General features: G+C 59.7%; 18 protein-coding genes. 10 read left to right on the top strand and 8 right to left on the bottom strand.

Features of this window, described 5'->3' with window-relative positions; translation table 11 throughout:
* Positions 1-46: 46 nt before the first annotated feature.
* A complete protein-coding gene (locus tag NIM87_RS16990; protein ID WP_254675894.1) occupies positions 47-1,009 on the top strand; it encodes a sensor domain-containing diguanylate cyclase in 963 nt (320 codons plus the stop codon).
* Between the two features lie 568 nt (positions 1,010-1,577).
* Positions 1,578-2,486: a DMT family transporter gene (locus NIM87_RS16985; protein ID WP_254675893.1), complete on the top strand. Its 909-nt coding sequence runs from the start codon at positions 1,578-1,580 to the stop codon at positions 2,484-2,486.
* A gap of 31 nt (positions 2,487-2,517) precedes the next feature.
* Here NIM87_RS16985 and NIM87_RS16980 read toward each other — a convergent pair whose 3' ends face one another.
* Positions 2,518-2,862, bottom strand: coding sequence for a hypothetical protein (locus tag NIM87_RS16980; RefSeq protein WP_254675892.1), 345 nt, complete (start codon positions 2,860-2,862; stop codon positions 2,518-2,520).
* 1,615 nt (positions 2,863-4,477) lie between these two features.
* Between NIM87_RS16980 and NIM87_RS16975 the strand changes: the two genes are divergently transcribed.
* Genes NIM87_RS16975 through NIM87_RS18840 form a run of 3 tightly spaced genes read left to right on the top strand, consistent with a single transcriptional unit; the run spans position 4,478 to position 6,241 of the window.
* On the top strand, positions 4,478-5,176 hold the full coding sequence (locus NIM87_RS16975) for an SCO family protein (protein ID WP_254675891.1): 699 nt from the start codon (positions 4,478-4,480) through the stop codon (positions 5,174-5,176).
* The gene (locus NIM87_RS16970; protein WP_254675890.1) at positions 5,176-6,030 is read left to right on the top strand and encodes a WD40/YVTN/BNR-like repeat-containing protein; all 855 of its coding nucleotides are present in this window, start codon (positions 5,176-5,178) and stop codon (positions 6,028-6,030) included. The genes NIM87_RS16975 and NIM87_RS16970 overlap by 1 nt, the downstream gene beginning before the upstream one ends.
* Positions 5,996-6,241 carry a c-type cytochrome gene (locus tag NIM87_RS18840; RefSeq protein ID WP_408640093.1) on the top strand — a complete coding sequence of 82 codons (246 nt, stop codon included), beginning with the start codon at positions 5,996-5,998 and terminating at the stop codon, positions 6,239-6,241. Before NIM87_RS16970 ends, NIM87_RS18840 begins: the two co-directional genes overlap by 35 nt.
* Positions 6,242-6,636: 395 nt before the next feature.
* On the opposite strand, the gene NIM87_RS16965 is transcribed toward NIM87_RS18840, so the two are convergent.
* The 5 genes from NIM87_RS16965 to NIM87_RS16945 all read right to left on the bottom strand — a co-directional run bounded on the left by NIM87_RS16965 (position 6,637) and on the right by NIM87_RS16945 (position 14,866).
* Positions 6,637-7,002: a response regulator gene (locus NIM87_RS16965; protein ID WP_254675889.1), complete on the bottom strand. Its 366-nt coding sequence runs from the start codon at positions 7,000-7,002 to the stop codon at positions 6,637-6,639.
* A complete protein-coding gene (locus tag NIM87_RS16960) occupies positions 6,999-9,185 on the bottom strand; it encodes a PAS domain-containing sensor histidine kinase (protein ID WP_254675888.1) in 2,187 nt (728 codons plus the stop codon). Before NIM87_RS16960 ends, NIM87_RS16965 begins: the two co-directional genes overlap by 4 nt.
* Before the next feature lie 471 nt (positions 9,186-9,656).
* The gene (locus NIM87_RS16955; RefSeq protein ID WP_254675887.1) at positions 9,657-9,890 is read right to left on the bottom strand and encodes a DUF2934 domain-containing protein; all 234 of its coding nucleotides are present in this window, start codon (positions 9,888-9,890) and stop codon (positions 9,657-9,659) included.
* Between the two features lie 255 nt (positions 9,891-10,145).
* Complete coding sequence (locus NIM87_RS16950; RefSeq protein ID WP_254675886.1) at positions 10,146-12,107, bottom strand: MASE1 domain-containing protein; 1,962 nt, start codon at positions 12,105-12,107, stop codon at positions 10,146-10,148.
* A gap of 1,409 nt (positions 12,108-13,516) precedes the next feature.
* Complete coding sequence (locus NIM87_RS16945; RefSeq protein ID WP_254675885.1) at positions 13,517-14,866, bottom strand: tyrosine-type recombinase/integrase; 1,350 nt, start codon at positions 14,864-14,866, stop codon at positions 13,517-13,519.
* 1,537 nt (positions 14,867-16,403) lie between these two features.
* On the opposite strand from NIM87_RS16945, the gene NIM87_RS16940 reads away from it, so the two are divergent.
* The gene (locus tag NIM87_RS16940) at positions 16,404-17,420 is read left to right on the top strand and encodes a zinc-binding alcohol dehydrogenase family protein (protein ID WP_254675884.1); all 1,017 of its coding nucleotides are present in this window, start codon (positions 16,404-16,406) and stop codon (positions 17,418-17,420) included.
* 117 nt (positions 17,421-17,537) lie between these two features.
* On the opposite strand, the gene NIM87_RS16935 is transcribed toward NIM87_RS16940, so the two are convergent.
* Both NIM87_RS16935 and NIM87_RS16930 read right to left on the bottom strand, forming a co-directional pair.
* Entirely contained in the window at positions 17,538-18,245 is a 708-nt protein-coding gene (locus NIM87_RS16935; protein WP_254675883.1) for a FadR/GntR family transcriptional regulator, read from the bottom strand.
* Positions 18,246-18,514: 269 nt separating this feature from the next.
* A complete protein-coding gene (locus NIM87_RS16930; RefSeq protein WP_254675904.1) occupies positions 18,515-19,573 on the bottom strand; it encodes an ABC transporter ATP-binding protein in 1,059 nt (352 codons plus the stop codon).
* A gap of 337 nt (positions 19,574-19,910) precedes the next feature.
* Here NIM87_RS16930 and NIM87_RS16925 point away from each other — a divergent pair, with 337 nt between their 5' ends.
* From NIM87_RS16925 to NIM87_RS16910, 4 genes are all read left to right on the top strand, one after another.
* Entirely contained in the window at positions 19,911-21,311 is a 1,401-nt protein-coding gene (locus NIM87_RS16925; RefSeq protein ID WP_254675882.1) for an ABC transporter substrate-binding protein, read from the top strand.
* A 139-nt stretch (positions 21,312-21,450) separates the two neighbouring features.
* Entirely contained in the window at positions 21,451-23,412 is a 1,962-nt protein-coding gene (locus NIM87_RS16920) for an ABC transporter permease (RefSeq protein ID WP_254675881.1), read from the top strand.
* On the top strand, positions 23,409-24,161 hold the full coding sequence (locus tag NIM87_RS16915; RefSeq protein WP_254675880.1) for a FadR/GntR family transcriptional regulator: 753 nt from the start codon (positions 23,409-23,411) through the stop codon (positions 24,159-24,161). Before NIM87_RS16920 ends, NIM87_RS16915 begins: the two co-directional genes overlap by 4 nt.
* A 92-nt stretch (positions 24,162-24,253) precedes the next feature.
* Entirely contained in the window at positions 24,254-25,390 is a 1,137-nt protein-coding gene (locus NIM87_RS16910) for a sugar ABC transporter substrate-binding protein (RefSeq protein WP_254675879.1), read from the top strand.
* Positions 25,391-25,411: the final 21 nt, after the last annotated feature.

Here is a 25,411-nt window from a genome sequence, read left to right as displayed (position 1 = left end):
CATCCTGATTGACGCTGAGTCTCACCCTGTTTGACGCGCAGCAGCGGTGAACAGCGAAGACGAAGAGCTGCGGCTGAGCAGACTCTATCAGTACAATCTTCTCGATACGCCAGAGGATGATACCTTTGATCGCATCACGCGTCTCGTATCCGCCCTGCTCGACGTTCCAATCGCCTTGATAACGCTCGTTGATCGTGACAGGCAGTGGTTCAAATCCAAACAGGGATTGGGCATCAGTGAGACACCACGCAGCCAGTCCTTTTGTGCCCATACGATGATTGGCCAAGGACCGATGGTAGTCCAAGACGCTTCCCTGGACGCGCGCTTCGTTGATAACCCGTTGGTCACCGGTCACCCCGGCATCCGCTTCTACGCCGGCATTCCGCTTCGTGCTGCGGACGGCACCCCGCTCGGCGCCCTTTGCGCCATTGATTCCAGCCCACGAGAGATCGACTCCCGACAGTTGAAGTTGCTCGCAGATCTCGCCAACCTCACCATGGAGCAATTTGAACTGCGGCTTTTGGCGACACTCGACGGACTGACAGGGGCAATGCGTCGCTCGTCTTTTCTGGCCACCGCTGCGCGCGATATGGTTCCCGCCCTGCAACGTGGATCACCCCTTTCCTGTCTGATGATCGATGCGGACAACTTCAAAAACTTGAACGACCAGTTCGGTCACGCCGTCGGTGATGAAGCTCTGGTGGCGATTGCCAAGGCCATCCGCGACCAACTCCGTCGTGGCGATAGCCTTGGCAGGATGGGCGGTGAGGAGTTCTGTGTGTTTCTGCCTGGTACAGAACTCAGTGGTGCGATATCCGTCGCTGAGCGCATGCGCATGGCTATCGCAGATATCAGTTTGCAGACCGGCACAGGCGATGTCGGCGTTACAGCGAGTATCGGGGCCGCTGTGATGTTGTCAACCGACTCTGGTCCGTCCGACCTAATCCAACGCGCAGATGTCGCGCTATACGACGCCAAGAATTCAGGGCGAAACAGAGTGGCAGCTTGAAGGATCTAGACCATCGATTGTGGTTCGCATACCGCCCTCCACCCTTGCAATGCGCTTCTGGAGCGTACGCGTGCAGGTTAGCGATAGGTGTTGATCTCAGACACATGCGCGAACATGGTCTTGCTCTAAAAGCCGCGTGACTGGGCTGGTGACCCGTTCGGCCAACTGCCAGACCCTGTCGGTGACGCTAGTATCAAGCCAAGGGCTCGTGATGATCGGGCTTGGGCTGTTCATCCCGAGAGTTGAACCAGTAATAGGGCTCCTCTGGATCCGGTAGGGGTTCCTGAAAAGGCTAGCACATACCGTACCAAGCCTGAAATCGCACTGGCAGTGATCGACCGTGTGCACAGCGCAGGTGCGCGCTTTGCCGACGCCAGCTATAGCGTGGTGGCATTCTTATCGATGCCATCTGTCAGACTGGGGGTGGCACCGCTGCATGTCTCGCCGACGGACACGGGTCCGCCGACATATCGGGGATGGGGAGAGCGACACATCGCCCTTTCAGCAGTAAACCAATAAGCAATAACAAGTCTGCTCTTGGGCAGCTCATCTCCCCAGGGTCAACACCATGCGTTCTATCACTGACAAACTCTCAGCGGCCCTTTCTCGAGAAACTGTTGGTCTTTGGCTTGGGCTGCTCGGCGTTGCAATCTTTGCTGCGACTCTACCTTTTACCCGGCTTGCAGTTGAAGAGCTTGATGCGGGGTTTCTCACGGCGGGACGAGCCGCTGGGGCCGGTATTCTGGCTGCAATGGTTCTTTTGGTTGTGCGCCCCCGCATGCCATCCAAGACTGACTTCTGGAAGCTGCTACTCATCTCCGCCTGTGTTGTGGCAGGCTTTCCGGCGTTTACAGCTGTTGCAATGACAAGCGTCGATGCGTCTCACGGCGGAGTCGTTCTGGGCGTGCTTCCTCTGGCAACAGCCGCTGCAGGTGCTCTTCTTGGCAAAGAACGGCCCTCACTCCCCTTCTGGCTTGCGGCAGTCGCAGGAGCAGCAGTGGTGACCGCCTTTGCCTTGTTTCGCGGCAATGGAGGCTTCGAGGCAGGAGACCTGCTGCTAGCAGCGGCAGTTGTCAGCGCTGCCGTGGGCTATACCTATTCTGGACAACTGGCTCGTACGATGCCGGGCTGGGTGGTGATATCCTGGGCATTGGTCTTGGCATTGCCGATTTCAGTTCCGGTGACCGCTCTCCGGTGGCCTGACAACATTGGCTCGTTCCAGCCGCAGACCTGGTTTGCCTTCGCTTACGTGACTATCATGAGCCAATATGTTGGCTTCTTTGCCTGGAATGCCGGACTCGCCATGGGCGGCGTCGCAAGGGTCAGCCAGGTCCAGTTGCTGCAGAGTTTTCTGACATTGGCGATCGCCGCCACCCTGAACTTCGAGCGCGTGGGCTGGGACACCTGGGCCACTGCAATCATTGTCGTTCTGATTGTTCTGGTCGGCCGAAGACTGATGGTGCGACGCTCCGCGTAACAGCGATCAACAGCCCGTTGGATGATCTGATTTACTCCGAGGGGAACATCCAGCGGACCGACCTGCCCAGCGAGCGGGCATATTCGATTTCCCGCTTCGTGCTCGATCCGACATAGCCGCCGACATTGACCACGAATATCTCGTCCGAAAGGTCAATCTTGCGGAAGTGCAACTGGTCTATGGCCTGTTTTTCTGGGGTGCTCTCGTCCCCGTCTGACAACAGAAACCGCGAGCCAGTGGGCTGATCGGCATGCCCGAAAGCGCCGAGACTGATCACGATGTGACCGAGCATAGACAGATGCAAATTCGCCAAATGGAAGGCATCAGGGAAGCGGCTGGAGCCGCACAGGGTGATAACTTTGGGCCGAGAGCTCATGCGAATATTCCAGTGGCGAAGGGATCAGTAGCTGAACGGAATTAGAGGGCGCTCCTCCATTTGTCATGCCAAACTTCCAGAATACGACAAAGTCAGCTTTCCACGGGAGCTTCCGGAAAGCATAGGTAATCGGGGTGGCTCTGAGCATGAGGCAGGATGTGATGGTGGTCAGCCCCGCATCAGTGTGTCCTGCTGCATGCGTAGGGGCGCGTGACTCTTCTGGCGCGACAGCACGATGCTCACTTCGCCATGGCGCCACGCGTGCGCGAACAAGGCGCGCACGTTTGGCGCGCCAAGGCATCTCACGGAAATGGCATGTACAAAGGTGCTACCTGACCTACTCCGGGTTCGATGTTGAACTCGCCTGGGCCAGGAAGTTAGTGAGCGCGGCCCTCCTAGAATCCCAGTCGAGCGCATAGGCCTTGTGGGTAAGGCGACGCCGTCCATCAGACACTGGATGTAGCCTGCGATACTGTCGGCGGCCATATTGAGGGAGGTGTCAACCGTGTGGATGTAGCGGCTGGTTATCACCAGGGCGCGTGACGACACTGCCAGATGGTCCAACGCATCCCGGGCACTTGAAATTGGGATGGAGGTCATGGGGTGGTGGTGCGCACCCCCGCCTATCCAAAGACGGCTGCGAGGGTGACCTCTGGTCAGGTCGAAAGGCCTCCCTCGTAACGGTCTGCGGAATTTCTCCGGCCGCAGTATGTTGACCGGGCTGATCATTACCAGAAGCAGGTACCTGTCGAGAAGCGGACGCAAGGCCTCTATGAAAGCCTGGGCCCGCGGTGGCTCGGCAACTGTGAGTAGGACCACCTGGTGCTGTGCGCCGGTAACCGGGTCGTCGCTCCATCTTCCCGAAGCGCCCTAGCCCGAGAGGGTGGGCATTACAGTGTGGCCGTGTATCCGGTGTTTTTCCAGAAGACCGACCAGTTCAGGAACGAGAGGGGCATCGACGAGCACTTTAATCCGCGTTCGCTCTGTGCCTTGTAGACTCATCCCACCACCTGCTGTGTCAATCGGCCCGGCCTCGCTCCAAACTGTCGCATCACGCATGCGTGCCTTGATTTGCAGAGGTGCTACCGACAAGATCGCGCGCCATGAGGTTTCAGTCGGTTCCACAGCTGTTTCTGCTCGCCTTGGGGGTCATCGTCTCCCTCGCGATGGGCGTGTCGAATGTCGCGTCAAATGACTTCGCGAGTCGCAACGCCAGACTGGTTTCGACGACGAACGACATGGTGGCTATGGACTGTCAGGACAGCGGCGGGGGGCTGCACTGTGAAGCGAACACGGCGTGTGCGGCGATCTGCGCTGGTCCGGTGATGGCCCTTCCGCTAGCGGTCGCCTCGCTCGAGCAAGCGTGTTCTGCGCTCTACTTCGCGACACTCCTCGCCAAGTCCTTGGTCGGCAGTAGCCCACCTCCAGAGCTTTCCCCTCCGCGAACCACCTACATTGCCTGACACTGGCGGCCCCAGCGCCGATTGAAGTGTCGTGTCCTGTCTGTCTCGGCCCTCACCGTTGGTGCGAGCGGCGGCTGGGACGGGTCTCGCGAACGTCGATCGTGGGTGGCCACCCCACGCAATGATCGGCATCCCAAGGAAACCTTTTTGCAATGAACATCGCCAGAGGGGCAGCATTGATGGCGGCGCTACTGCCATTACTGATCATGCCTGTTGGGGGCCATTCGCTCGAGGAACTCGAATCGCAGCTCTTGGGCCGCGATAAGTACTTCCAACCGGTGGACCAGCCCGCGCCCGCGTTCTCACTCATCGATGCTGAGGACCGCGAGAGCGACCTCGCGGACTACCGGGGCAAGGTGGTGATCCTCAATTTCATCTATGCCAGCTGCGGCGACGTCTGCCCGCTGCACAGCCAGTTGATCGCCCAGTTGCAGTCGATGATCAACATCTCGCCGATGAAGGATCGCGTCGCCTTCGTCAGCATCACCACTGATCCCTCGCACGACAGGGGCAGGCTGCTGACCGAATACGGCGAGGCGCAGGGACTCGATCTGGTCAACTGGACCTTCCTGACGTCGCCGGCGGGCCAACCGGAGGACACGACGCGCAAAGTCGCAAGGGCCTATGGCCTGGAGTTCACCGAAGTGGACGACATGCAGATGCACGGGCTCGTCACGCATGTCATCGATCGCGAAGGAAAGCTCCGGGGCCGCTTCCACGGCCTTAGCTTCGAGGCCTTGAGCCTGGTCACGTTCGCCAACGCGCTGGCGAACGATGCCTATGCACAAGGACATTCGGAGCCGTATCAAGACCCTTGGTCATGGATAACCAATCTGTTCGGAGGTCAGTAATGAGAACCCGTTCTAGCCGGATGCTATTAGCGTCGATCGCCTCCTTGGCGTTCTTTGTGTCATTGAACGCAGAAGAGTTGCCGCTCGGCGAAGTGTCCCACATTCACGGCATCGGCTTTGACCCATCCAAGCCGGGGAGCGTGTTACTCGCGACGCACTATGGCGTCTATCGCGCGAACCCCAATGGCATGGCCGAGGCGGTCTCCACCGACGCCAACGACTTTATGGGGTTCAGCCCCGATCCCAGCAATGCCAGGCGGCTGCTGGCCAGCGGTCACCCTGGACAGGGCGGCAATATGGGGGTGATCCTTTCAACCGACGGCGGCGTCACCTGGCAGAAAATCGCCGATGGCGTCGGAGGTCCGGTCGACTTTCATGCCATGTCAGTCAGCCGCGCCGACCCGAAAGTGATATATGGGCTCTATGGTGGCATTCAGGTGAGCCGGGACGGAGGTTTAAGCTGGAGCCTGGCTGGGCCGAGTCCCGAACGAGTGATTGACCTCGCCGCATCACCCATCGCTGCCGACACGGTCTATGCCGGGACTGCTGGTGGACTGATGCAGAGCGCCGATGCAGGAGTGACCTGGACGCTCATTGGGCCCAAAGGTCAGCCCGCTACATTGGTCGAGGCAATGGCGGACGGCTCAGTCTATGTGTTCTTCGCCGGCATTGGCCTATTTCAGTTGCCGAAGGATGGGCAGGCGGTGCCGCTCGCCAGCGACTTCGGCGACCGATACATCCTCCACCTCGCTGCCGATCCCATCGACGCCACCCACCTCGTCGCCATTACTGGCGAGAGCGCGGTACTCGAAAGCCGCGATGGTGGTAAAACCTGGCAGGGCTTCGGGCAATGAAAGTGCTCGTTCTGGCCTACTCATCGCCGCAAGCATCCTGAGTGCAGCGGGCGTCTACTTCACCGGCGAAGCTTCGAAAGGGCGCGGGCTCTATTCAGCCAACTGCGCGAACTGTCACGGTGCCAATCTCGAAGGACAACCCGGCTGGATGATCAGGCCCTGTCGCGGCAAAAGGCGCGGGTCGCAACCGTCTGATCCAGGCAATTGGTAAGGTAGCGATAGGAAGCTGGGGGCAACCCATGGGACCAAGTGTGGCTAACGGTGTTTATCGGGCGAGGGTCGCTCGCAAAACTGCAAGTAGTTGATCCATGTCATAGGGCTTGGACACGACCGGTCGGGTGCTGAACGCCTCCGACAGTTGCGATGCACCATAGGCACTGGAAAAGGCAAACGGAATGCCGCGCTTCGACGAGCAGGGCGCAATCGAACGTGCCGCCTGCGGCCATTTCGATCGCTTCGGTGAGGTTTGCTGCGCTGGCAGTGACCTTGCACCCTAACTCCATAAGCATATCCTCCACCGACATTGCCAGCAGAGGTTCGTCCTCGACAAGGAATACGCCGACGCCATCCAGGCTAACTCACGTTCTCCAGCAGTATGCCGCAGACCTACCGATTACGAAGGACGGTGCGGAGCTTCTGTTCCAATTCTTCTTTCGCGAAAGGCTTGTTTAGAACCTGGTATGCCTTGAACGTGTCCGGCACGCCTAAGCGGCCGTAGCCGGTGCTGAACAGGAACGGCACCTGTCGGCCCATCAAAACTTCAGCAACGGGAAAAACCTTTTCACCATCGAGATTTACGTCCAGCATGGCGACGTCGAACGTCTCCGTGGCAGCGGCTTCGATTGCTTTGGCGAGGCTCGCCACCGAGCCGACCACCTGGCATCCCAAGTCCTCGAGCATGTCTTCGATAAGTAAGGCCACCACGCCCTCGTCCTCGACGACGAGCACGCGCAGGCCAGAAAGTTCACTCATGGGTGTGGGTTTTCCCTGAGGGGAAAGGACATTTGGCAGCGTAGCCCGTCGCGGTCGAATACCACGTCCAGCTCTCCACCAAGGTCGCGTTCGAGACACCGCTCGATCCACCGTGTCCCAAACCCGCGGCGGCTCGGCGCGGTCACCGGAGGCCCCGCGGCTTCCTGCCAGAGCAGTTCCACCCACCTTTGCCCTGCTCGATCCGCAACTTTCCAGACAAGGGAAAGTCTTCCCTGCTCCGAAGACAGCGCCCCAAACTTGGCAGCGTTGGTAGCGAGCTCGTTGAGGGCCATGGTGAGGCTCAGGGCCGCGCGAGGGTTCAGCGCGACTGCTGGTCCGTCAATATTTACCTGTTGCCCCATGGCATCCGAAAGGGGTCCGATCACTTCCCGGGCGAGCACATCCAAGGGCGCGTCTTTCCAGTTGCGCGACGTCAGCAGATCATGCGCTCGCGCCAATCCCAACAACCGCTTCTCATACTGAGGTGCAAACTCCTTGAGGCTTCCCGAGTGGCGCACAGTTTGCACCGCGAGAGACTGGACGGTCGCAAGAGTATTCTTCACCCTGTGGTTCAGCTCGTCGATGAGGACCCTTTGCGCGCTTTCGGATCGCTTTCGTTCGGTAATATCCACCAGCATATTGATGGCGCCGATCAAGTTGCCTTCGGCATCATGCAGCGGCGTGGGGTACGGCATGAAGGGTACGAAACTGCCATCAGGCCGCTCTGCCATGGCTTCCACATCGCGCACAGGTCGGTCTTCCTTCAGTGCCACCGCCATGGGGCATTGGTCGTGCGGTAGCGGGACTCCCTCGGCGGTGTAGAGGCGCCAGGTCACGCACCACTTCTCGCCAAGCGCCGGAACGCGGCCGGCAATGTCGATGCAGGCCTTGTTGAAGAAGGTGATGTTGCCTTCCGCGTCAGTGGTATAGACGGCGGCCGGCAAGGCCTCGAGGAGGTCTCTCAGATGCCGCTCGCTCTCGCGGATCCTGTCCTCCATGTGCTTTGCTTCTGTCACGTCCTGAATGACCCGGACGCCATAGACAAACTTGCCGTCCTCGTCACGCACGGCGGAACCTTTGACGTCGAGATAGACGGTGGTGCCATCGGGCTTATGCGCCCTTTTACGCAGGGAGTAGCTTCCGAGGTCTCCGGTCACCTGGCGTGAGAAAAGCGCGGCGTCTTCGTCACGATCCTCGTCGTGGGTGTAGTCGAGGAACGTCATATCAAGCAGTTGTTCACGCGATCGGCCGAGCATCTGGCAGATCGCGTCATTGACGCGGAGCAGGCGTCCATGCTCGTCCGCCTCGGCTATGCCGATCGTCGCCGCTTCATATGTAGCGGCCAGCCGCTCCTCGCTGTCCCGATGCGCGCGTTCAGCCTCACGCAGGTTGGTCACATCCGTGGTGAAGCAACGGGTGTTGACGAACTTGCCGTCCTTGAAGCGACTGTTGGAGGTTATGAGGACGTGTTTGATTGAGCCATCCTTGGCACGCAGCCGCGCGGCGTGACGGTCGAGCTTGGTGCCTTTGGACAGCTTTTGAAGGATGTCGCCGATCACCGGTGCATCAGCATGGAATTCCGCAATGTGCCGGCCGACATACTCATCAGCTGAATATCCCAGCAGATTGAGCTCAGCCTGGTTGGCGCGAACGATGATGCCTTCGCCGCTGACGATATGCAGGCCAACCGCGCTGTTTTCGAAGAAGTCCTCCAGATCGTTGTTCTTGCGAAGCAACTCCGCTTCGGCTGCTTTATGGGCTGAAACGTCCTGAAAGCAGTTGATGGCACCCTGGATATTGCCCTGGTCATCTCGCAAGGCACGGATATTCACGAGGGCAGTAATCCGGGAGTGGTCGGGCCGCTCGATGACGACTTCGGCATTCCGGGTGTCGACCCCAGCGCGCACAGCTTCGCCCATGGGACAGTCTTCGTGGCGAAGTGCGGCGCCATCCGGCAAGAACAATGCAAGGGACCCACAGAAGCGCTCGCGCGCATGGTCGAGGTCGGGTGCGCGACCCCACAAGGCGGCAGCCTCTGCATTGTAGCGAACCAACCATCCGTCATGGTCGCAGATATAGACAGCGCCAGGTATGGCATCGAGTACTGCCGGCCCGGCCGACACGAGTGCCTCATATTCCGACAGCTGGCGGGCGGGGATTGGAAAATCGGTGACGTTCGACATGGCGTTGGATAGCCCCCAAGGCTCGGCAAAAGCTCCAAACAGCCGTTAGGATATACTTCCCCGATATAGCAACAACCACTCGGGAAGTAAAAGGTTCCAGGGAATCCGGTCAAACCTGCAGGGCGGTTGCTCTGTCAGAGAGGAGACCATATGCGTGGAACGTCCCTCCCTGGGTAAAGGTGCCGATATGAAGTTCGTATAACACCAATTCGTTGAATGGCCGGCCGGTCCATGCCGGGCCCCCGGTCACTTCCTATTCTGCCAACCAGCCGGGAGGGGCCCGTGAACTTCACCCACCTGCAAACGGCTGGCCGTATCGTGGTAGCGCACACCGTCAACAACCAGCCAGCAGGCGAATTTCCTTAGCCTTAAACTCCGTCTCCCAAAATCCGTCGGCGTCGCGCTCAAGCCGCAACACTTCATGATCAAGGGCGATCTCCACGCAACTTGCCTTTGGTGCCCATAGACCCGCTATCCATAGTTCGCCTGACGGCCGAGCACCGTCTCTCCATCGGCGGAGACTGGGTGCTGTCGTCGGAGGTGGTCGGCCTCGCGCTCCCGCAGGCAGCCTTCCAACGCTGCAAACCAGCAGCCCTTTTCCGCGCCTTCGGGGCGACCGTCCAGTTCCCACTGAAAATAGGCCGTTTCACGAACCCTCTGCTCAAAATCTTGGTCCCCCAGGGATCCACCTTGCACCTGCGCCATCGCAACACTCCCGTTTGCCCGTTAGCGCAGGCAGGCCGGTACGGATGCCAATGGACTGAATTTGTGTGGATGCATGAACTAACGAAGTGAGGAGGCCGGGCATTCGCCGAGGAGTTGCGCGCGCCAACACCTAGAGTGTTGGGCTACCCTGCCACAACAGAACGTGCTCAATCAGGGCTAAGGGCCGCGATGGATGACGTTTTCGTCTGTATGTCGTTCGCGCCGCCACGGGGGGCACCGACACTGGGATAATTCTCAACCAGTAGTGGTGCCGGGAGTGATTGTGCCTGTGCCTACATCGGTTAGGGGCGCCACGAGAAGGGACGAGGTCGGGCCCGCGAGGACCCACGTCAGTCCGGCCGGTGCAAAGTCGCTACGAACACTGCACCCCTGAATCCCGGCAACCATCTTTGCGATGACATGCGTACCAAATCCTAGTCGACCGGGAGGGGTCACGGTCGGGCCATTTTTTTCAACCCAGGTCAGGACGAGTCGGCTGTCCGATGTGAACTCCCAGCCGATTGCGATTTCACCGATATCGTTTGATAGCGCCCCATATTTCGCAGCATTAGTCGCGAGTTCGTGGATCGCAAGTGAGACCGTCTGGGCCGCAGCGGCCGACAATTGAGCCAGGGGTCCGTGAATCGAAACCCGACTATCAAGGACGTCCCCGAAATGCGCCAGTTGCCCGCGGATAACCTCAGCAAGGGAAGTTCCTTCCCACTGACTGGCAATAAGGAGGTCCTGCAGCGCAGAGAGAGCCCGTAGGCGGCTATCAAAGCGTGTAAGGAACTCGGCAACTGACTCTGCCTTAGTTTGCCGTGCCACCGACTGCACCACCGCCAAGAGGTTCTTCGCCCGATGATTTACCTCGCGCATGAGCAAGCGAGTCTGCTCTTCATGTAGCTTCTGCTCGGTCTGGTCGACGATGAAAGCGACGTGGTCATCGTCGTCGAGCTTAGAGGCCGTGAAAATCGTTGGAACCGACGACCCGCTGGCCCGCCGGAATACAATTTCAGCAGGATGGCTGCGCCCCTCTGTCTCCATCTGGGCCATCGCCGATCTCAACTTTTCCCGGTCAGGAGGCGCCATGAGGTCCTGCCAGCGCACAGCCCCCCCCTCAAGCGAAGCAGAGGGGCGTTCAAGGAGCGTGGCAAGGCTAGCATTCGCATGGTGCAGCGCCATGGTACGATCGCCAAACGCTATGCCGACCTGGGTACCTTCCATCATTTTCCTGAGCCGCGCCTCGCTTGTGGCGAGGCTGGCAGTGCGCTCGGCTACACGCTGCTCCAACATGCGGTTGGAGTCAGTCAATTGCAAAAGAGAGTCTGAGTTCTGCTTAGCGAGAACCGCCACGACCAACGCTGAAAAGGCAGCAATGCCCAAGAACAGTTGCTGCTGCACATTGCTTTCCAGTGAATTCCCGATCAACGCAAACGGTTTGATCCGCAGAACTTCGAAGAGGCCGAGAAGCATCACGAGGGCGAGTATTCCAAGCAAGCTCCCCCAGAAAAACAATCGTGCGGCAGCCATCAGGATAAGCGGCAGAAAGATAAGCCCAAATGGCAGGCGCTCAGTCACCGAGGCGGCTGCGACAAGACCGATCGCCAGCACGAATAGGGCGGCCTCGGGAAGGCGCTGTGGCTCACCAAATGAACGCCGGCGCCATGATTCGGCAACGGTCAGCACTGCGGGAGCGGCCACCAGCACGCCAGTGGCGTCTCCCACCCACCAGAGATAGAACGCGCGCTGCCACGGTTGGCCTTCGGACCAAACAAGAGTCAACGTACCGATGGCGGCTGCGATCGTCGGCGCGACCAGAGCACCCCCCAGCACCAGCCAAAGTAGGTCGCTGATCTTCAAGAGGCGAAACGGCAGGCCGGCTAGATGTCCCACCACCAATGCGCCGCAAACAGATGCTGCGACGTTGCCCACGATGAAAAGCGTCGAAACAACCGCACTGTTGCCGAACCAGATGAGATTACCCGTCAATTCTGCGGTTACAGCAGCGGCAATCCACATAATCCAGCTTCGGCGAGAGCTTGCCAGCAGTGCTCCTAGCAATAGTCCGTTGGGTAACCACAGCGAGATACCCGTTTCGGGTATGGTGGCCAGCAGCTGGGCGTAGCCAGAGCCAGCAAGGCACACCAAATAGAACGCAAGGATATGCCACGGTCTAGCGGCCTGGGTAGGGTGAGACTGTTGCGCCTGCTTCAAGTTCGCCTACCACCCTGCTGGAGGAGTTTGACCGTCGCCTAACAGAGACGGCGCCATTCAGCTTTGCCCATCTGTACATCTGACGGGCTTTCGGTCCTGCTGAGTAAGATGGCCCACAAGCAGTGCCCGGACGATGCGGAACACCGGGTGATTGCTGACCGGTACAAGGGGTATGTCACCGATCTGCGCGAAGATTATGCTACGCCCTACGAAAGTCGCGAGAGTGAACCGCACCACCATGGAGAACTTCAAGATGTTGAACCAAGCTTTCCCGGGTTTCCATCGCTACCGCCTTTCGCGATCAGGATGACAGACCATGGCACGCCTGCAAATTAAAAATGTTAACCCGATCCCGTTTGCCGGCATCGGCAGAATTTCGGTGGGCATAATGAGTGCACTTCTTCGAAGGCAAGCCCAAAGGCGGGATAGGCCTCCCAGACAAGATCATCGCCGGCCACGACGACGGCTGGACATTGCCTGAGGTGCTAGACATCACGCGATCAATCCAAGCGCCATTCGCCCCTGGATTGGGTAAGGCGCACTATTCTGTCACCAATTTCGAGCTGCTCGGCGCGATCCTCAAACTCAGGACCGGGCTTGACTTCGCAACCCTGGTTCGCCGAGACATTAGCGGCCCGCTCGGCTGTCGGCAACAGCCGCATTTGGCGACTCCCACGGGCCCAACTATTCCGATGTCGCCCCCATTCGTGCCAGAGAAAAGTTGCTTCGCATTCCCAAAACACTACGCGCTCTGGGCCGCATGGTGCGGTGGTGTCGACTCTGGGCGATAGCTCAGCCTTCTTTGGCGCCTTTTTCGGCGGTCGCGTGTTCTCCTCAAAATGGCTCGACCATATGCAGAAATGGACGCCGCTTTTCTTTCCGATGAGCTACGGCATGGGCCTGATGCGCTTTCGTCTACCACCTGTCATGACGACGTTCCGGATTGCCAGAAATGATCGGGCACGGGGGCGCTTCGGGCGTCTTGATGTATGCCAATCCCGCACGCGCCATTCGCATTGTCGGTTCGACAATTCAACTAGCAGGTCGGGAGCGCCCCTACCGTTTCCTTGCCGCGGTGACCAACTTGCTGCGGTGACGCTGCCGAACAGACTTTCACAACCGTCAGGTGTGCGACCCACGATTTTCAAGTGCTCAACCCCACCCTTTCCACCGCCGCATCTATTGACGGCCTCGATCTGCGGTCTGCGGTCTGCGAAAGGCGCAGACGCGACAGCGCCGTGGACAGATATCTGAAGGACCGCCAAACAACGGCTGACCCGGTCCTCAGCCGCGGAGACGCACACGCGGTCTTTGCCGGAAGATCGGCCTTTTGGCGACCAGAAGGTTCAGAACCCAAGCGGCCCCCATCAGAAGGGCCAGCGTCGTGGAGGCTGGTTCTCCGAATATCATCATGTGCATTGCTCAGCAGTTCTTTCTCCGTGGGTCGGCTTGCCCAGGAAATGTGCGAGGGCTGACTTTCGGGAATCTCGGTCTAGTGCATAGGCAGTATGGGTGAACGCGACACCGTCCAGGAGCCCTTGGATGTAACCAGCGATGCTGTCGGCTGCCATAATGAGCGCGGTGTCGACGGTGTGAATGTAGCGGCTGGTTATCGTCCCTCGCGAATGACCAACCAAGGCCGCGATCGTCGCCTCGGTGAACCCCAGATCGTTTCCGATACTGGCGAAGCTATGTCGCAGAACATGCGGGGTGATGCCGGCCAGGTCGGTATCCTTGAACAGCTTGGTCCACTGTCTGGGGAAGGCTCCGAATGGCGTGTCATCCTCCCATCCGGGGAAGACATAGTCGTCCGCATCCTGTTCCTCGCCGCGGCGGCTCTCGAGATACTCCAGCACGGGCAAACCGATTGGACGAACCGATGCGCCCTCCTTGCTGTCGGTCAGGCGCAGGCAACTGCCTTCTGTATCGACTTCGCCACACTGCAGACCAATGACTTCGCTGCGCCGGCAGCCCGTCAGGGCGATCACCCGGATGATCTCTGCTGTGGTCTCGTATTGCCGATCCTTGATGGCCTTCCGCAGAATATCGCCAAGCGTGCGATACTCTTGCTCGCTGAGACGACGAGCGTTGACCTGGTCCTTCGGCTTGCGAACGCCTTGCACGGGGTTCTGATCGATGATGCCGAGTTCGACTGCATAGGTGAGAATACCGCCGAAGAGACCGATCGTTCGGGCAGACGTGCCAGCCCCGCCACGCACGATAGCTCGGCCCCGCAGCTTGTCGGTCTTGACGTTCGCGCGAGTCTTACCCGCCATTATGTCCTTCATGGCCTGGGTAATGTCGGACTTGGCCAAATCCCGCACGCGCCGATTGCCAAGTAGGGGAACGATGTGGCGCTCGATGCGCCCCACATCGGTGGAAATTGTCGTTGGCTTCTTCGGCCGCCCTCGCTTCCCGAGCACAAGACCATTCCTGAGATCTTCAAGGTATCGGTTGCAGAGTTCTTTGACGGTGATGGCCTCACGATCGAGCTTCCGTTCCTCGGCGGGGTTACCGCCTCGTGCGACATGGCCGAGCAGGACTTTGGCTTCGCGCCTCGCTTCTTCAGGAGTCCAAACCCCGTGCAGGCCGATCGTAAAGCGACGCGAGCGGCCAGCAGTGCGATACTGCACCACATAGCTTCGCTTCCCCGATTTGAAGACGCGCAACCCAAAGCCTGGAAGATCATCGTCCCATAGGACATAGTCAGATGCTCTGATATCGGTCGCATCGACGGTTCGTTTGGTCAGCTTGGTCATTTGGGGGCGTTTCCTTGGCAGAATACCCGCGTAAGCAATGCGTAAGCACCTGGGGGAGGGGTTTGGGCCTCTCCGTCGTATCGCCGGCGCCGTTCAAGTTCAAATTTGTTTTGTGATTTCAGTGGCATAGCGCGCAATCGGATAGAAACGGATAGGTTCGGCGAAAGCCACTATCCATTCTCCGAAGGCAAAGGTCCCGCTCTGGTGGGGCCACTGCTCATCCACTTTAACTACCCCAGACATTGACATACGCTCCGGTCGATTTCTGGTCGTTGTGCGGCTTGGCGCGTGACTAGCGGGCAAAAAACTGATCAAGACCGACAAGCTTTCGGCGAGGGTGCAGTCGCTCGTCGAAGCCAGTTTGGCCGACAACACACACCGAACCTATGCTAGCGCAATTGGGTAGTTCCGCTTTTGGTGTGCTGACCACAGGTGTGACGCGTTGCCCGCTGCGGCCGCGGTAGTGGCAGAATATGTCGCATCGCTCATCGCCGCCGACAAGCAAGGTTCTTGAGTGAAGATCCACGCCCACGCAATTGCACATTTGCATAGGAGAAACGGTCATAGCAGCCCTACAGACACTACCTAGTTAAGGCAGTCCCCAGAGGATCCATGCATTTGCGTGGAAGCCTTGTCGATCAGAAGTTACCGGTTGTGGCCGCTGAATTCAAAGGCGTACTTCAGCACATTCCGGACACGCTGATAGGGCGTCGAGACCGCGCGATGCTGGCTTGTGTTTTGCAGGAGCGTTCAGTCGGTCAGAAGTGGCCGCCCTACGCTTTGAAGACATAGCGTTCTCGGAACAGGGGGCGACGATCTGCATAAGAAAGTCGAAAACAGATTTTTTAAGGCATAGGTGTCAAAGTTGGTGTGCCCAACGGACTAGAGTTGCAGGCGGTGTCCACGCTGAGAGACTCGCTGGATGCCGCGAACATAACTAAAGGGGCGATGTTTCGACTTGTCTATCGCAACACGGAGTTACCCCGGACGGTTGAACCATTGTTGGTTTCTCGCGTGTTAAGGGCCTACCAACAGAAGGCAGGCATCGATCCGGCGAGACACGGTGTGCATTCATTGAGGGCAGGTTTCATCACAAGCGCTGCAGAAGCTGGAGTCAGCCTGGATCGTATCATGGATCACTCTAGGCATATCTAGCCTAGGCACGTGCGAGTGTATGTGGGGCGTGCAAATTTATTCCTGGATCATCCGGGAGAAACGTTCCTGTAGAAGTCCAGCGACTCGGGACTGTCTGCCGGACAGTTAACGGATGCAGTTTATCTTGCAATTTCAATTATGTAAGAGTTCGCGGTTTTGTTCTGACCGGTGCGCCATTTCCTTTTCTCCGAAAATTTCTTTTGAGCCCACGTCCTTCGGGCCACTTCGCGGGCTGTCGTGGCGCGTGTCCACGACCGTATGTGGCGACTGCTCTGGTTGCGGTTCCATCGACCGGCTATACGTGGCGCATCTGCTGTGCGGGCGAGCGCCTGCGCGCCCGATGTTCCGTCGGGTCCACCGTCATCGTAGAAAGCGAAAGATCATGAAAGCGGTTCGCCTTACTGCTCCAAACGCGATCTCCATCGGGGATGTCCCGGTGCCGGATGCAGCGGCGGGCGATGTGGTCATTGATGTGGCCTTCGTCGGCTATTGCGGATCTGATCTCACCTCGTTCAGGGGTCTCAACCCGCTGGTCAGCTATCCTCGTGTGCCGGGCCATGAGATCGCGGGGGTCGTCGCCGCGCTGGGGGCAGATGTCGATGACCTGTCGATTGGTGCTCAGGTAACGGTGCTACCTTACTTCAACTGCGGAAACTGTCGGGCCTGTCGTCTCGGGCGTCCCAATGCCTGCGTGAATAACCAGACGATGGGCGTGCAGCGTGAGGGCGCGATGACCGCTCGCATCGTTGTGCCAAGGAGTAAGGTCATGCCCACGCCAGGGCTGCGGCTTCGCGATGCCGCGCTCGTGGAGCCTTGCGCCGTCGGGTTTCACGCCGTGAGCAGGGCTGATGTCGCTGCTGGCGAAACCGTGGTTGTGCTCGGTTGCGGCATGATTGGACTGGGAGCCTTGATGGGAAGCTTGAGACGGGGCGCAAAGGTGATTGCCGTCGACCTCAGCCCCAAGAAACTGGACATCGCCAAAAGCCTGGGCGCACACCATGTTATCCTTGGTGGCGATGGGGCAGCGGAGCGTATTGCGGAACTGGTGCCCGAGGGGCCCGATGTCGTGATCGAAGCGGTCGGAGCACCGGCCACGTTCCTGCTTGCCGTCGAGGCTGTGGGACAGTGCGGCCGGGTTGTCTATATCGGCTACGCCAAGCAGGCCATCGCCTTTGATACCAAGCAGTTCATCACCAAGGAAATCGACATCCGCGGCTCGCGCAATGCACTTCATGCAGATTTTGCCGATGTCCAGGATTGGCTTCGGGCGCGCCCGGATGTCGGGGACCTGATTGTCTCGGCGACGGTGCCGCTCGATGAGGCGCCGGCTGCCCTGGAGCGGTGGGCCCAGGATCCGGGCGGATACACCAAGATTCTGGTCTCGCTGGAAGAAGCCTAGGCGTCTTCGGTGGCGGGCGGATTGACCTCGCTCCTCAATCAATAATGGGCATCACTGGGTGGCAAGCCGTCCTGCGCCCCGCGTCGTGCGGAGCAGGTGAAGCTCATGGGGGATGCTTCAGATGCCGGCGCTTGGGGTTTGCCCGCCCTCGATCGCCAGACCATTCATGATGTCCTTCAGCGAATCGTCCACCAGGATCTCCATCCGCATTCTGGCCATATCTGGATTGCGCCAGCGTATCGCCTCCAGCACATCCTGGTGCTGAAGCAAGCGTGCAGGCTTTAGCGAGACCGCCTCCACGCCGCTCCATCCCAGTGCAAGCGTGCGCTGCATGACAGTGGTCAGCAGCGTGTTGAACGCGCCAATGAAGGGATTGTGGGTCGCGGCGAGGATTTCGAGATGAAAACGCAAGTCGGCCGCAATCAGCCCATCCCTGTCACGACCAGCCTCTTTCATCTGCGCATAGGCGGTCTCGATCCGTGACAGCTCAGTGTCGCTGCGCATCTGCGCGGCCAGTGCCGCAGCACCTGGCTCGATCATGCGGCGCAGGGGGTGAAGGCTCATGGCGATCTCGTCGAGCGGCTTTGAATCCAGGTGCCAAAGCAAGACTTCTGGATCGAGCATGTTCCAGAAGATGGGTGAGGTGACACTGGTGCCGACCTTGGGCTTGGCCACGACCATGCCTTTTGCGCTCAATTGCGCATAGGCCTCGCGCAGCGCCGTCCGCGAAATGTCATAGCGGGCCAGCATGCTGGCCTCATCGGGCATGCGCTCGTCGGCAGGATAGTCACCAACCACGATTTCGCGTCCCAGTTGATGCAACAACTTGGTTTCCGCTCTGCTGGCGGGCGGGGACGATATCAGTCTTTCAACTGCGGGATTGTGGTCCGGGCGGAAAACGTCGTCGGCGGAAGGATTGCTGAAAGCCATAAAAAATCGATTAGGTCTGGTGCCGCGAGCCGTTAGGGCCCGGTATGTTCCCCATACCCTTTCAATGGTGCGAAAAAAAGTGCCTGCGAGCAATGCGTCACAGTCAATAGCAGCCAAGCGTGCTGCGCATCCTTGGCTGGCGACGGGCCAGGGTCAAATCGGCGTCAGCGCGTCAGGCGCTTGCCGGTCTCGGGGTCGAACAGGTGAACCTGGTCGCTCGCGATGCTGATGCCCATCATGTTTCCAGGACTTGTGGCAATGCGCTCCCGGAAGATGCCCACCAGTTCCTGATCGCCGAGCCGGAAAGCGACCTGCGTTTCCGACCCTGTGGGCTCGACCACCATGACTTCCGCATTCAGCCCCTTTGGGTCGAGGCGGAGATGCTCGGGCCGAATGCCCAGTTTGACCGGGCCGTGATGGGCGGGAATGGCATCTGCCTTGAGGGGGATATCGATGCCGTCGGGCGTTGTGAACGTCGTGCCGGCGATGGATCCGTCAAGAATATTCATGGCCGGCGAACCAATGAAGCCGGCAACGAACAGGTTGGCGGGTGTGTCATAGAGGTCAAGCGGGCTGCCGATCTGCTCGACATAGCCGGACCGCATCACCACGATCCGATCCGCCATGGTCATGGCCTCGATCTGGTCGTGCGTCACATAGACTGTAGTCGTGCTCAGGCGGCGGTGGTTCATCTTGATCTCACCGCGCATCTGCACCCGCAGCTTGGCATCGAGATTGGAAAGCGGCTCGTCGAACAGGAAGACCTGCGGGCTGCGGACAATCGCCCGGCCCATGGCCACGCGCTGCCTCTGCCCGCCGGACAGGTGCCGCGGATAGCGCTCAAGATAGGGTTGCAGGCCCAGAACCTCGGCCGCATTGGCCACGCGCGCCCGTATCGTTTCTTTGTTCACCCGCGCCAGCTTGAGTGAGAAGCCCATGTTCTCCTCAACGGTCATATGGGGATAGAGGGCGTAGGACTGGAAGACCATGGCGATGTCGCGATCCTTGGGAGCAAGGTCATTGACCACCTGTCCGCCAATCTCGATCTCGCCGCCGGTGATGTCCTCAAGCCCGGCAATCATGCGCAAAAGCGTCGATTTTCCACAGCCTGACGGTCCAACCAGAATGACGAATTCGCCATCGGCTATGTCGATGGAAACACCATGCAGCACTTCCACACTGCCGTAGTGCTTTCGCACATCACGGATCGTGACCGCACCCATTGCCTGCCCTCCGATATGGCGGCCACCCAGCTTTGCCGTGTCGTGGCCAATGTCCCTGCCTCGCCGCATGCCGCTGCATCGGCCCCTCATCGATATTTAGTCGACGGATTTGGTGTGAACAAGCATTTTGTCCGACAATATGTTGACGTTTGGCAAGGGCGGGCATAATTATCCGACTATTGACTGCCAATGCTGGGACAAAAGAGGGCGTGGCGGTGAATGCGGGGTGAGGGAATTGACCCCGTCGGGGAGGCTGGTTGCCGTTGGCAGAGTGATTGCCCACGCTTTTTGCGTGCGGTCGCCGGTCGCATGTTCCACTGTGGAGGAGACTGGAACCATGTCGTCAAACAAATATACTCGACGCGACGTTCTGCGGGTCGGTGGTGCGGCGGGCCTTGGCCTGCTGGCTGGGAGTCGAGGGCTTCCAGCCTTCGCCCAGGATGCGCCGGCCGAACTGGACCTGCCGACCGGCAGCGCCGGAAAGCTGACGGTTATTCACCGTACCGAATATTTTGAAGCCGCCCAGAACCTGTTCCGCGACACCGTCACCAAGTTCGCTGCGGCGAACGGGACGGAACTGGACATATCCACGACCAATCCCGAGTCCTTCGGCGATTTCCTGGGCAAGATGTCGGCAGCGGTGCGCGCGGGTAATCCGCCCGACCTGGCCTATACCAGCAATGTTTCCGTGCCGCAGATGCACCTTCTGGGTCTGCTCGAAGACGTCAATGATGTCGTCGAGGAAGCCATCAGCCGCTACGGCAATGTCATGCAGGGGATCAATGCCGAGGAATCCGGCAAGATCGATGGCCGCTGGGTCGCAATCCCCTTCATCGCCAATACCACTGGCACCTTCTTCAGGGGCGACAAGCTGGCGGAAAAGGGGATCGATCCGCAGACCCTGGATACCTGGGAACAGCGCCGCGAGGCGGCACTGGCCATCTCGGATCCAGACAATGGCTTCTGGGGCTGGGGTCTTACCGTCAACCAGTCCGGCGATGGCTGGGGCGTTGCATCCGGTATCCTGAACGCATTCGGCGGCCACTTCACCGACGAGACGGGCACCAAGGTCGAATTCGATTCGCCTGAAACGGTCGCCGCCTACGAATTCGTGCGCGAGACCTATGACCGTAATGGCAAATATGCTGCCATGCTGCCGCCCGGTGTCGAAAGCTGGGGCGATATTTCCAACAACGAGGCCTATCTGGCCGGAAGCATCGGCTATACGCACAATGCTTTCTCGGTCTATGCAGCGGCCAAGCGCGACAACAATCCGGTGTTCCCGGGGACCGTCCTGCTCCGCCAGCCCAATGCCAATAACGGCGACAGCCGGGATGGTGGCGCCGTGGGCGGTTGGCTGACGATCTTTAAGGGCGCGCCGAACGTCGAGCTGGCCAAGAAGCTGGCACTGGACCTGCTGGATCCGGCCAACTTCACGCCCATGTCGTCGGTGGCCGGTGGCCTGTTCATGCCAGCCTACGAAAACCTGTGGACCCCCGAACTGATCGCCGCGGATCCGAACTTTGCGATCATCAAGGATCAGGTCAGCGTTCCCGATCCGTTCATTGGCGCCTCCTGGCCGGCACAGCCCGCCGCCCAGATCGATGCCATTCGCGCCCAGGGCATTCTGGAACAGTCGATGGGCAATGTGATCGCCGGACGCATGACTGCGCAGGAAGCAGTCACCGACGCGCACAACAAGATCGTCCAGCTCTTCGAAGAAGGCGGCATCATGTAGCTGCAAAAGTCGGCGAGGCGGGCAAACCCGTCTCGCCGATTGGCCAGTGACGAATGGCTGCGCATGCCGCCCGCCGGCTGCGCGGGCGCTCTCTTCTTATCGACTGGGTGCCGAATTGGCGCCCCCATGGAGTGCAGGCATGGATGATCGGATGACTTTGGCCGCTGGGTCGCCGCGGCGGCATGTGTCTGGCAAGAAGCGTTTTCAGAACCTGTTCGGCCCCGACTGGAAGGTTGGGTATCTGTTCGTGTTGCCGATGGTTCTGATCATGGCACTGCTGATCTTCTGGCCCTTCGTCAGCGCCATTTTCATCAGCACCACCTCTTTCAACTTCCTGACCGGTGAAACCAACGACGTCGGCCTGCGCAACTATCAGCGCCTCTGGACCAACAGCGATTTCCTGCTCGCCATGCAGAACACGCTGGTCTTCACCTTCTGGTCGCTGCTGCTCAAATTCTTTGTGGGCATGTCCGTGGCCCTCATCCTCAATAGCCGCCTGCCGTTCCGCAGCCTGCTCAGTGGCATCATGCTGCTGCCCTGGATCGTGCCCGAGATCGTCACGGCTCTGGCCTGGAAAAGCATCTACGACCCCATGTTCGGTGGGCTCAATCCGATCCTTCAGGGGGCCGGGATCATTGACCGGCCGCTCGGCTGGCTCTCCGATCCCAATATGGCCATGGGCTCGATCATCTCGGTCAATGTGTGGAAGGGCATTCCCTTCTTCGTGCTGCTATTGCTCGCGGGCCTCAAGGCGGTGGATCGCGAGCAGATCGAGGCGGCTCAGGTGGATGGCGCCACGGCGGTTGAGCGCTTCCGTCATGTGACATTGCCCAGCCTGCGCTACGTGATTGTCGTCACGCTGCTGCTCTCCTTCATCTCGACATTCAATCAGTTCGGCCTGCCGTTCCTGATGACCGGTGGTGGCCCCAGCGGCGCCACCAAGCTCTATTCGATCCTTGCCTATGAAAAGGCTATCGGCTCGCTGCAATATGGGCCTGGCATCGCCATCGCCTTTTCCGTTGCCCCGCTGATGGCGGTGCTGATCTGGCTTTTGGCGCGGTTCATGCGGCACGACGACAAGCGTGACGGCGGCGTGGACGCCCGCCCCGGCATTGCCGACAGGATCGTGACGATCAGCGGCAAGGGCATCAATCTGGTGCTCGATATTGTCTTCTGGCCCATCCAGCTGCTCTTTGCCGGGTTTGAGGTGCTGGTGCGCCAATTACGGCGCGCCCGGGGACGACCGGCAAAGCAGCCGCTGACCAGCACCGCCACGCGCAAAGTGGTCGGGCCCTGGTTGCGCGCATCACTGCTGCTGCCCGTGCTGCTCTTTGTTGCCTTTCCCTTCTACTGGATCATCACCACATCACTCAAAACCACCGACCAGATCAGCCAGCGTCGGTCCATTTTCTGGCCGGAGCCAGCGACGCTGGAACAGTACCGGTCACTGGTGCAGGACACGCCTTTCCTGACATGGCTGCTCAATTCGGCCCTGGTTTCGGCAGCGGCAACGCTGATCTCGGTGGGGCTTGCCTCGCTCGCCGCCTATGCTCTGTCGCGCCTGCGCTTCCGCGGCGCGGGCCTGCTCACCACTCTTTTGCTGATCACCTATCTGCTGCCCGGCACGCTATTGTTCATTCCGCTCTACCAGACGCTCAACGCGATGGGCCTGATCAATAGCCACGCGGCCCTGATCGTCACCTATCCGACGTTCCTCCTGCCTTTCGCCACCTGGGTACTGATGGGGTATTTCCGCTCCATTCCCGTGGAACTGGAAGAAGCCGCGCTGATCGATGGCGCCAGCCGGTTCTACATCTTCTGGCGCATAACCCTGCCGCTGGCGGCGCCGGCCATTCTCTCGGTCACGCTGTTTGCCTTCACCAATGCCTGGAACGAGTTCCTCTTCGCCTTCGTCTTCATCACGTCCGAGTCGTTGCGGACCCTGCCGATCGGGCTGCAATCGCTTGTCGTTGGCGACATCCTGCCCTGGGGCAAGCTGATGGCCGCATCCCTTCTGACCGCGGTTCCAGTCGCTGTTCTCTATATCTACGCGCAGCGGTTCCTGGCCGAGGGTCTCACGGTTGGGGCGGTCAAGGGATGAGTGCCAAGCGATTGAGCGGCGCCGCGGTCGACCTTGCGGCTCCGCGGGGCAGTCCCGCGCCCTCGGCAGTCGATGCCATGGTGACCAATATCCGCGGCTTGATCTCGGATGGTGGGTTGCAGGTGGGCGACAGCCTGCCGACCGAAAAGGAGCTTTGCGAACGTTTTGACGCGGGCCGGAACACGGTCCGCGAGGCGATGCGGATACTCAAGGCCTATGGCATCGTGTCGGTGCGGCCCAAGGTGGGTGCGACCTTGGTGGATGACCGCATGGAGCGGGCGCTCGATCTGTTTTCCTTCAACACGCTCGATATTTCGCGCCGCACCTTCAATGACATCCAGGGCTTCCGCAAGCTGATCGAAGTGGGCACCGTCGATACGCTGTTTGACAAGGTTCAGCCCAGCGACATCGCGGCCCTGCGTGAGATAAACGACAAGCTGCGCGCCGCCCAGTCGATTGCGGAAGCGTCCGAACAGGATTTCCGATTTCACCTGTGCCTGGTGTCCATTCTCGAGAACCGGGCTGTGCGCGATGTCTATCGGATCATGAAGCCGGTGATCATCCGCATCATGGAGCGGGCCAAGCAATTGCGGGACTTCAACGAGGATACGTTCCAGCAGCACGCGGCCATCGTGGACGCGCTCGAGCAGCACGACCGTATTCACTACCAATATGCGCTCGTATCGCATCTGGAACTTGGACTTTGGGCCTTCGAGGAGGAGACGAGGCCCGAGCAGCACGCCTTCTAGGGGTTTGCTGAAGACTGCGCGGGCCGTCCGGTCATCCGGGCTGGGCCGCATGAACTGGCGTCACGATGACGCCAGACCGAGGGAGGACGACCATGAAGACCAAAAGTGTTGCATCACTGGTGATGGCGGGCATGCTCGCAACAACCAGTTTGACGTTCGCCGGCCCCGAAGTGGTTTCGGGTCCGGGCGCTGACCCAACCTGTTTTGCACCCTGGAGTGCGGACACCAAATATCTGCAGTGGCCGGCCCAGGAAGGGCCTTACCGCATCGCGGTGGTCAATGGATTTGTGGGCAATACCTGGCGCATCCAGATGATCAAGACGGCCAAGGCCTATGCCGAGGACCCCTCGATCAAGGACAAGATTGCCGAGTTCAAGGTGGTTTCGACCGGCACCGATGCGCCCGCTCAATTGGGGGCCATCGAGGACTTCATCAACCAGGGGTTCGACGCCATCGTCACCATCGCTGTATCACCCGATGGCTTCGACCGGGTCATCCGCCTGGCGGATCGCGAGAATGTCGTGCTTGTCCCGTTTGACAATGTTCTGGACACCGATGCGGTGATGCAGGTCAACGAAGACCAGACCGCCATGGGCAATCAATGGGCGCAGTTCCTGATCGACGAACTCGCCGCGGCAGGCAAATCGGGTGGCAAGATCCTCGAAGTGCGTGGTCTGGCCGGCAATTCGGTGGACCGTGACCGCTCTGCCGCGATCCACGACACCTTTGCCGCAACGGGCGGCGACTGGGAAATCGTGGAAGTGGTTGGCAACTGGGACGACGGCACGGCCCAGAAGGTCACGGCCGACGCCATTGCCGTTCACGGCCAGTTTGACGCCGTGGCGGCCCAAGGCGGCACGACCGGCGTGGTCCAGGCCATGATCGACGCTGGCCACCCCATGGTGCCCATCGCCGGCGAATCCGAAAACGGCTATCGCAAGCTGGTCGCTGCACGGTCTGCCGATGGCCTGAAGGGTATTTCCATCGGTCAGTCGCCCGGGCTGGTCGCCATTGCCATGAAGGCAGCGGTGTCGGCACTGGAAGGCAACGCCATGCCCCAGCTGATTTCGGTGCCGCTGCCAGTGGCGACCTATGACCAGCTCGAAGATGGTCTCAACTTCTGGTCTGACCTGCCGGACAACTTCTTCACGGTCAACGAGTTCCCGCCCTGCGGCGTGAACATTTCCGGTCCTGCGATCATGTCGCAGTCCGAAGCCGACGTGAACTGAGCCGAACCGAGGCGACGCCAC

Source organism: Devosia ureilytica, from assembly GCF_024273195.1.
Taxonomy (GTDB): Bacteria; Pseudomonadota; Alphaproteobacteria; order Rhizobiales; family Devosiaceae; genus Devosia; species Devosia ureilytica.
This window is presented reverse-complemented; position numbering and strand designations above follow the sequence as displayed.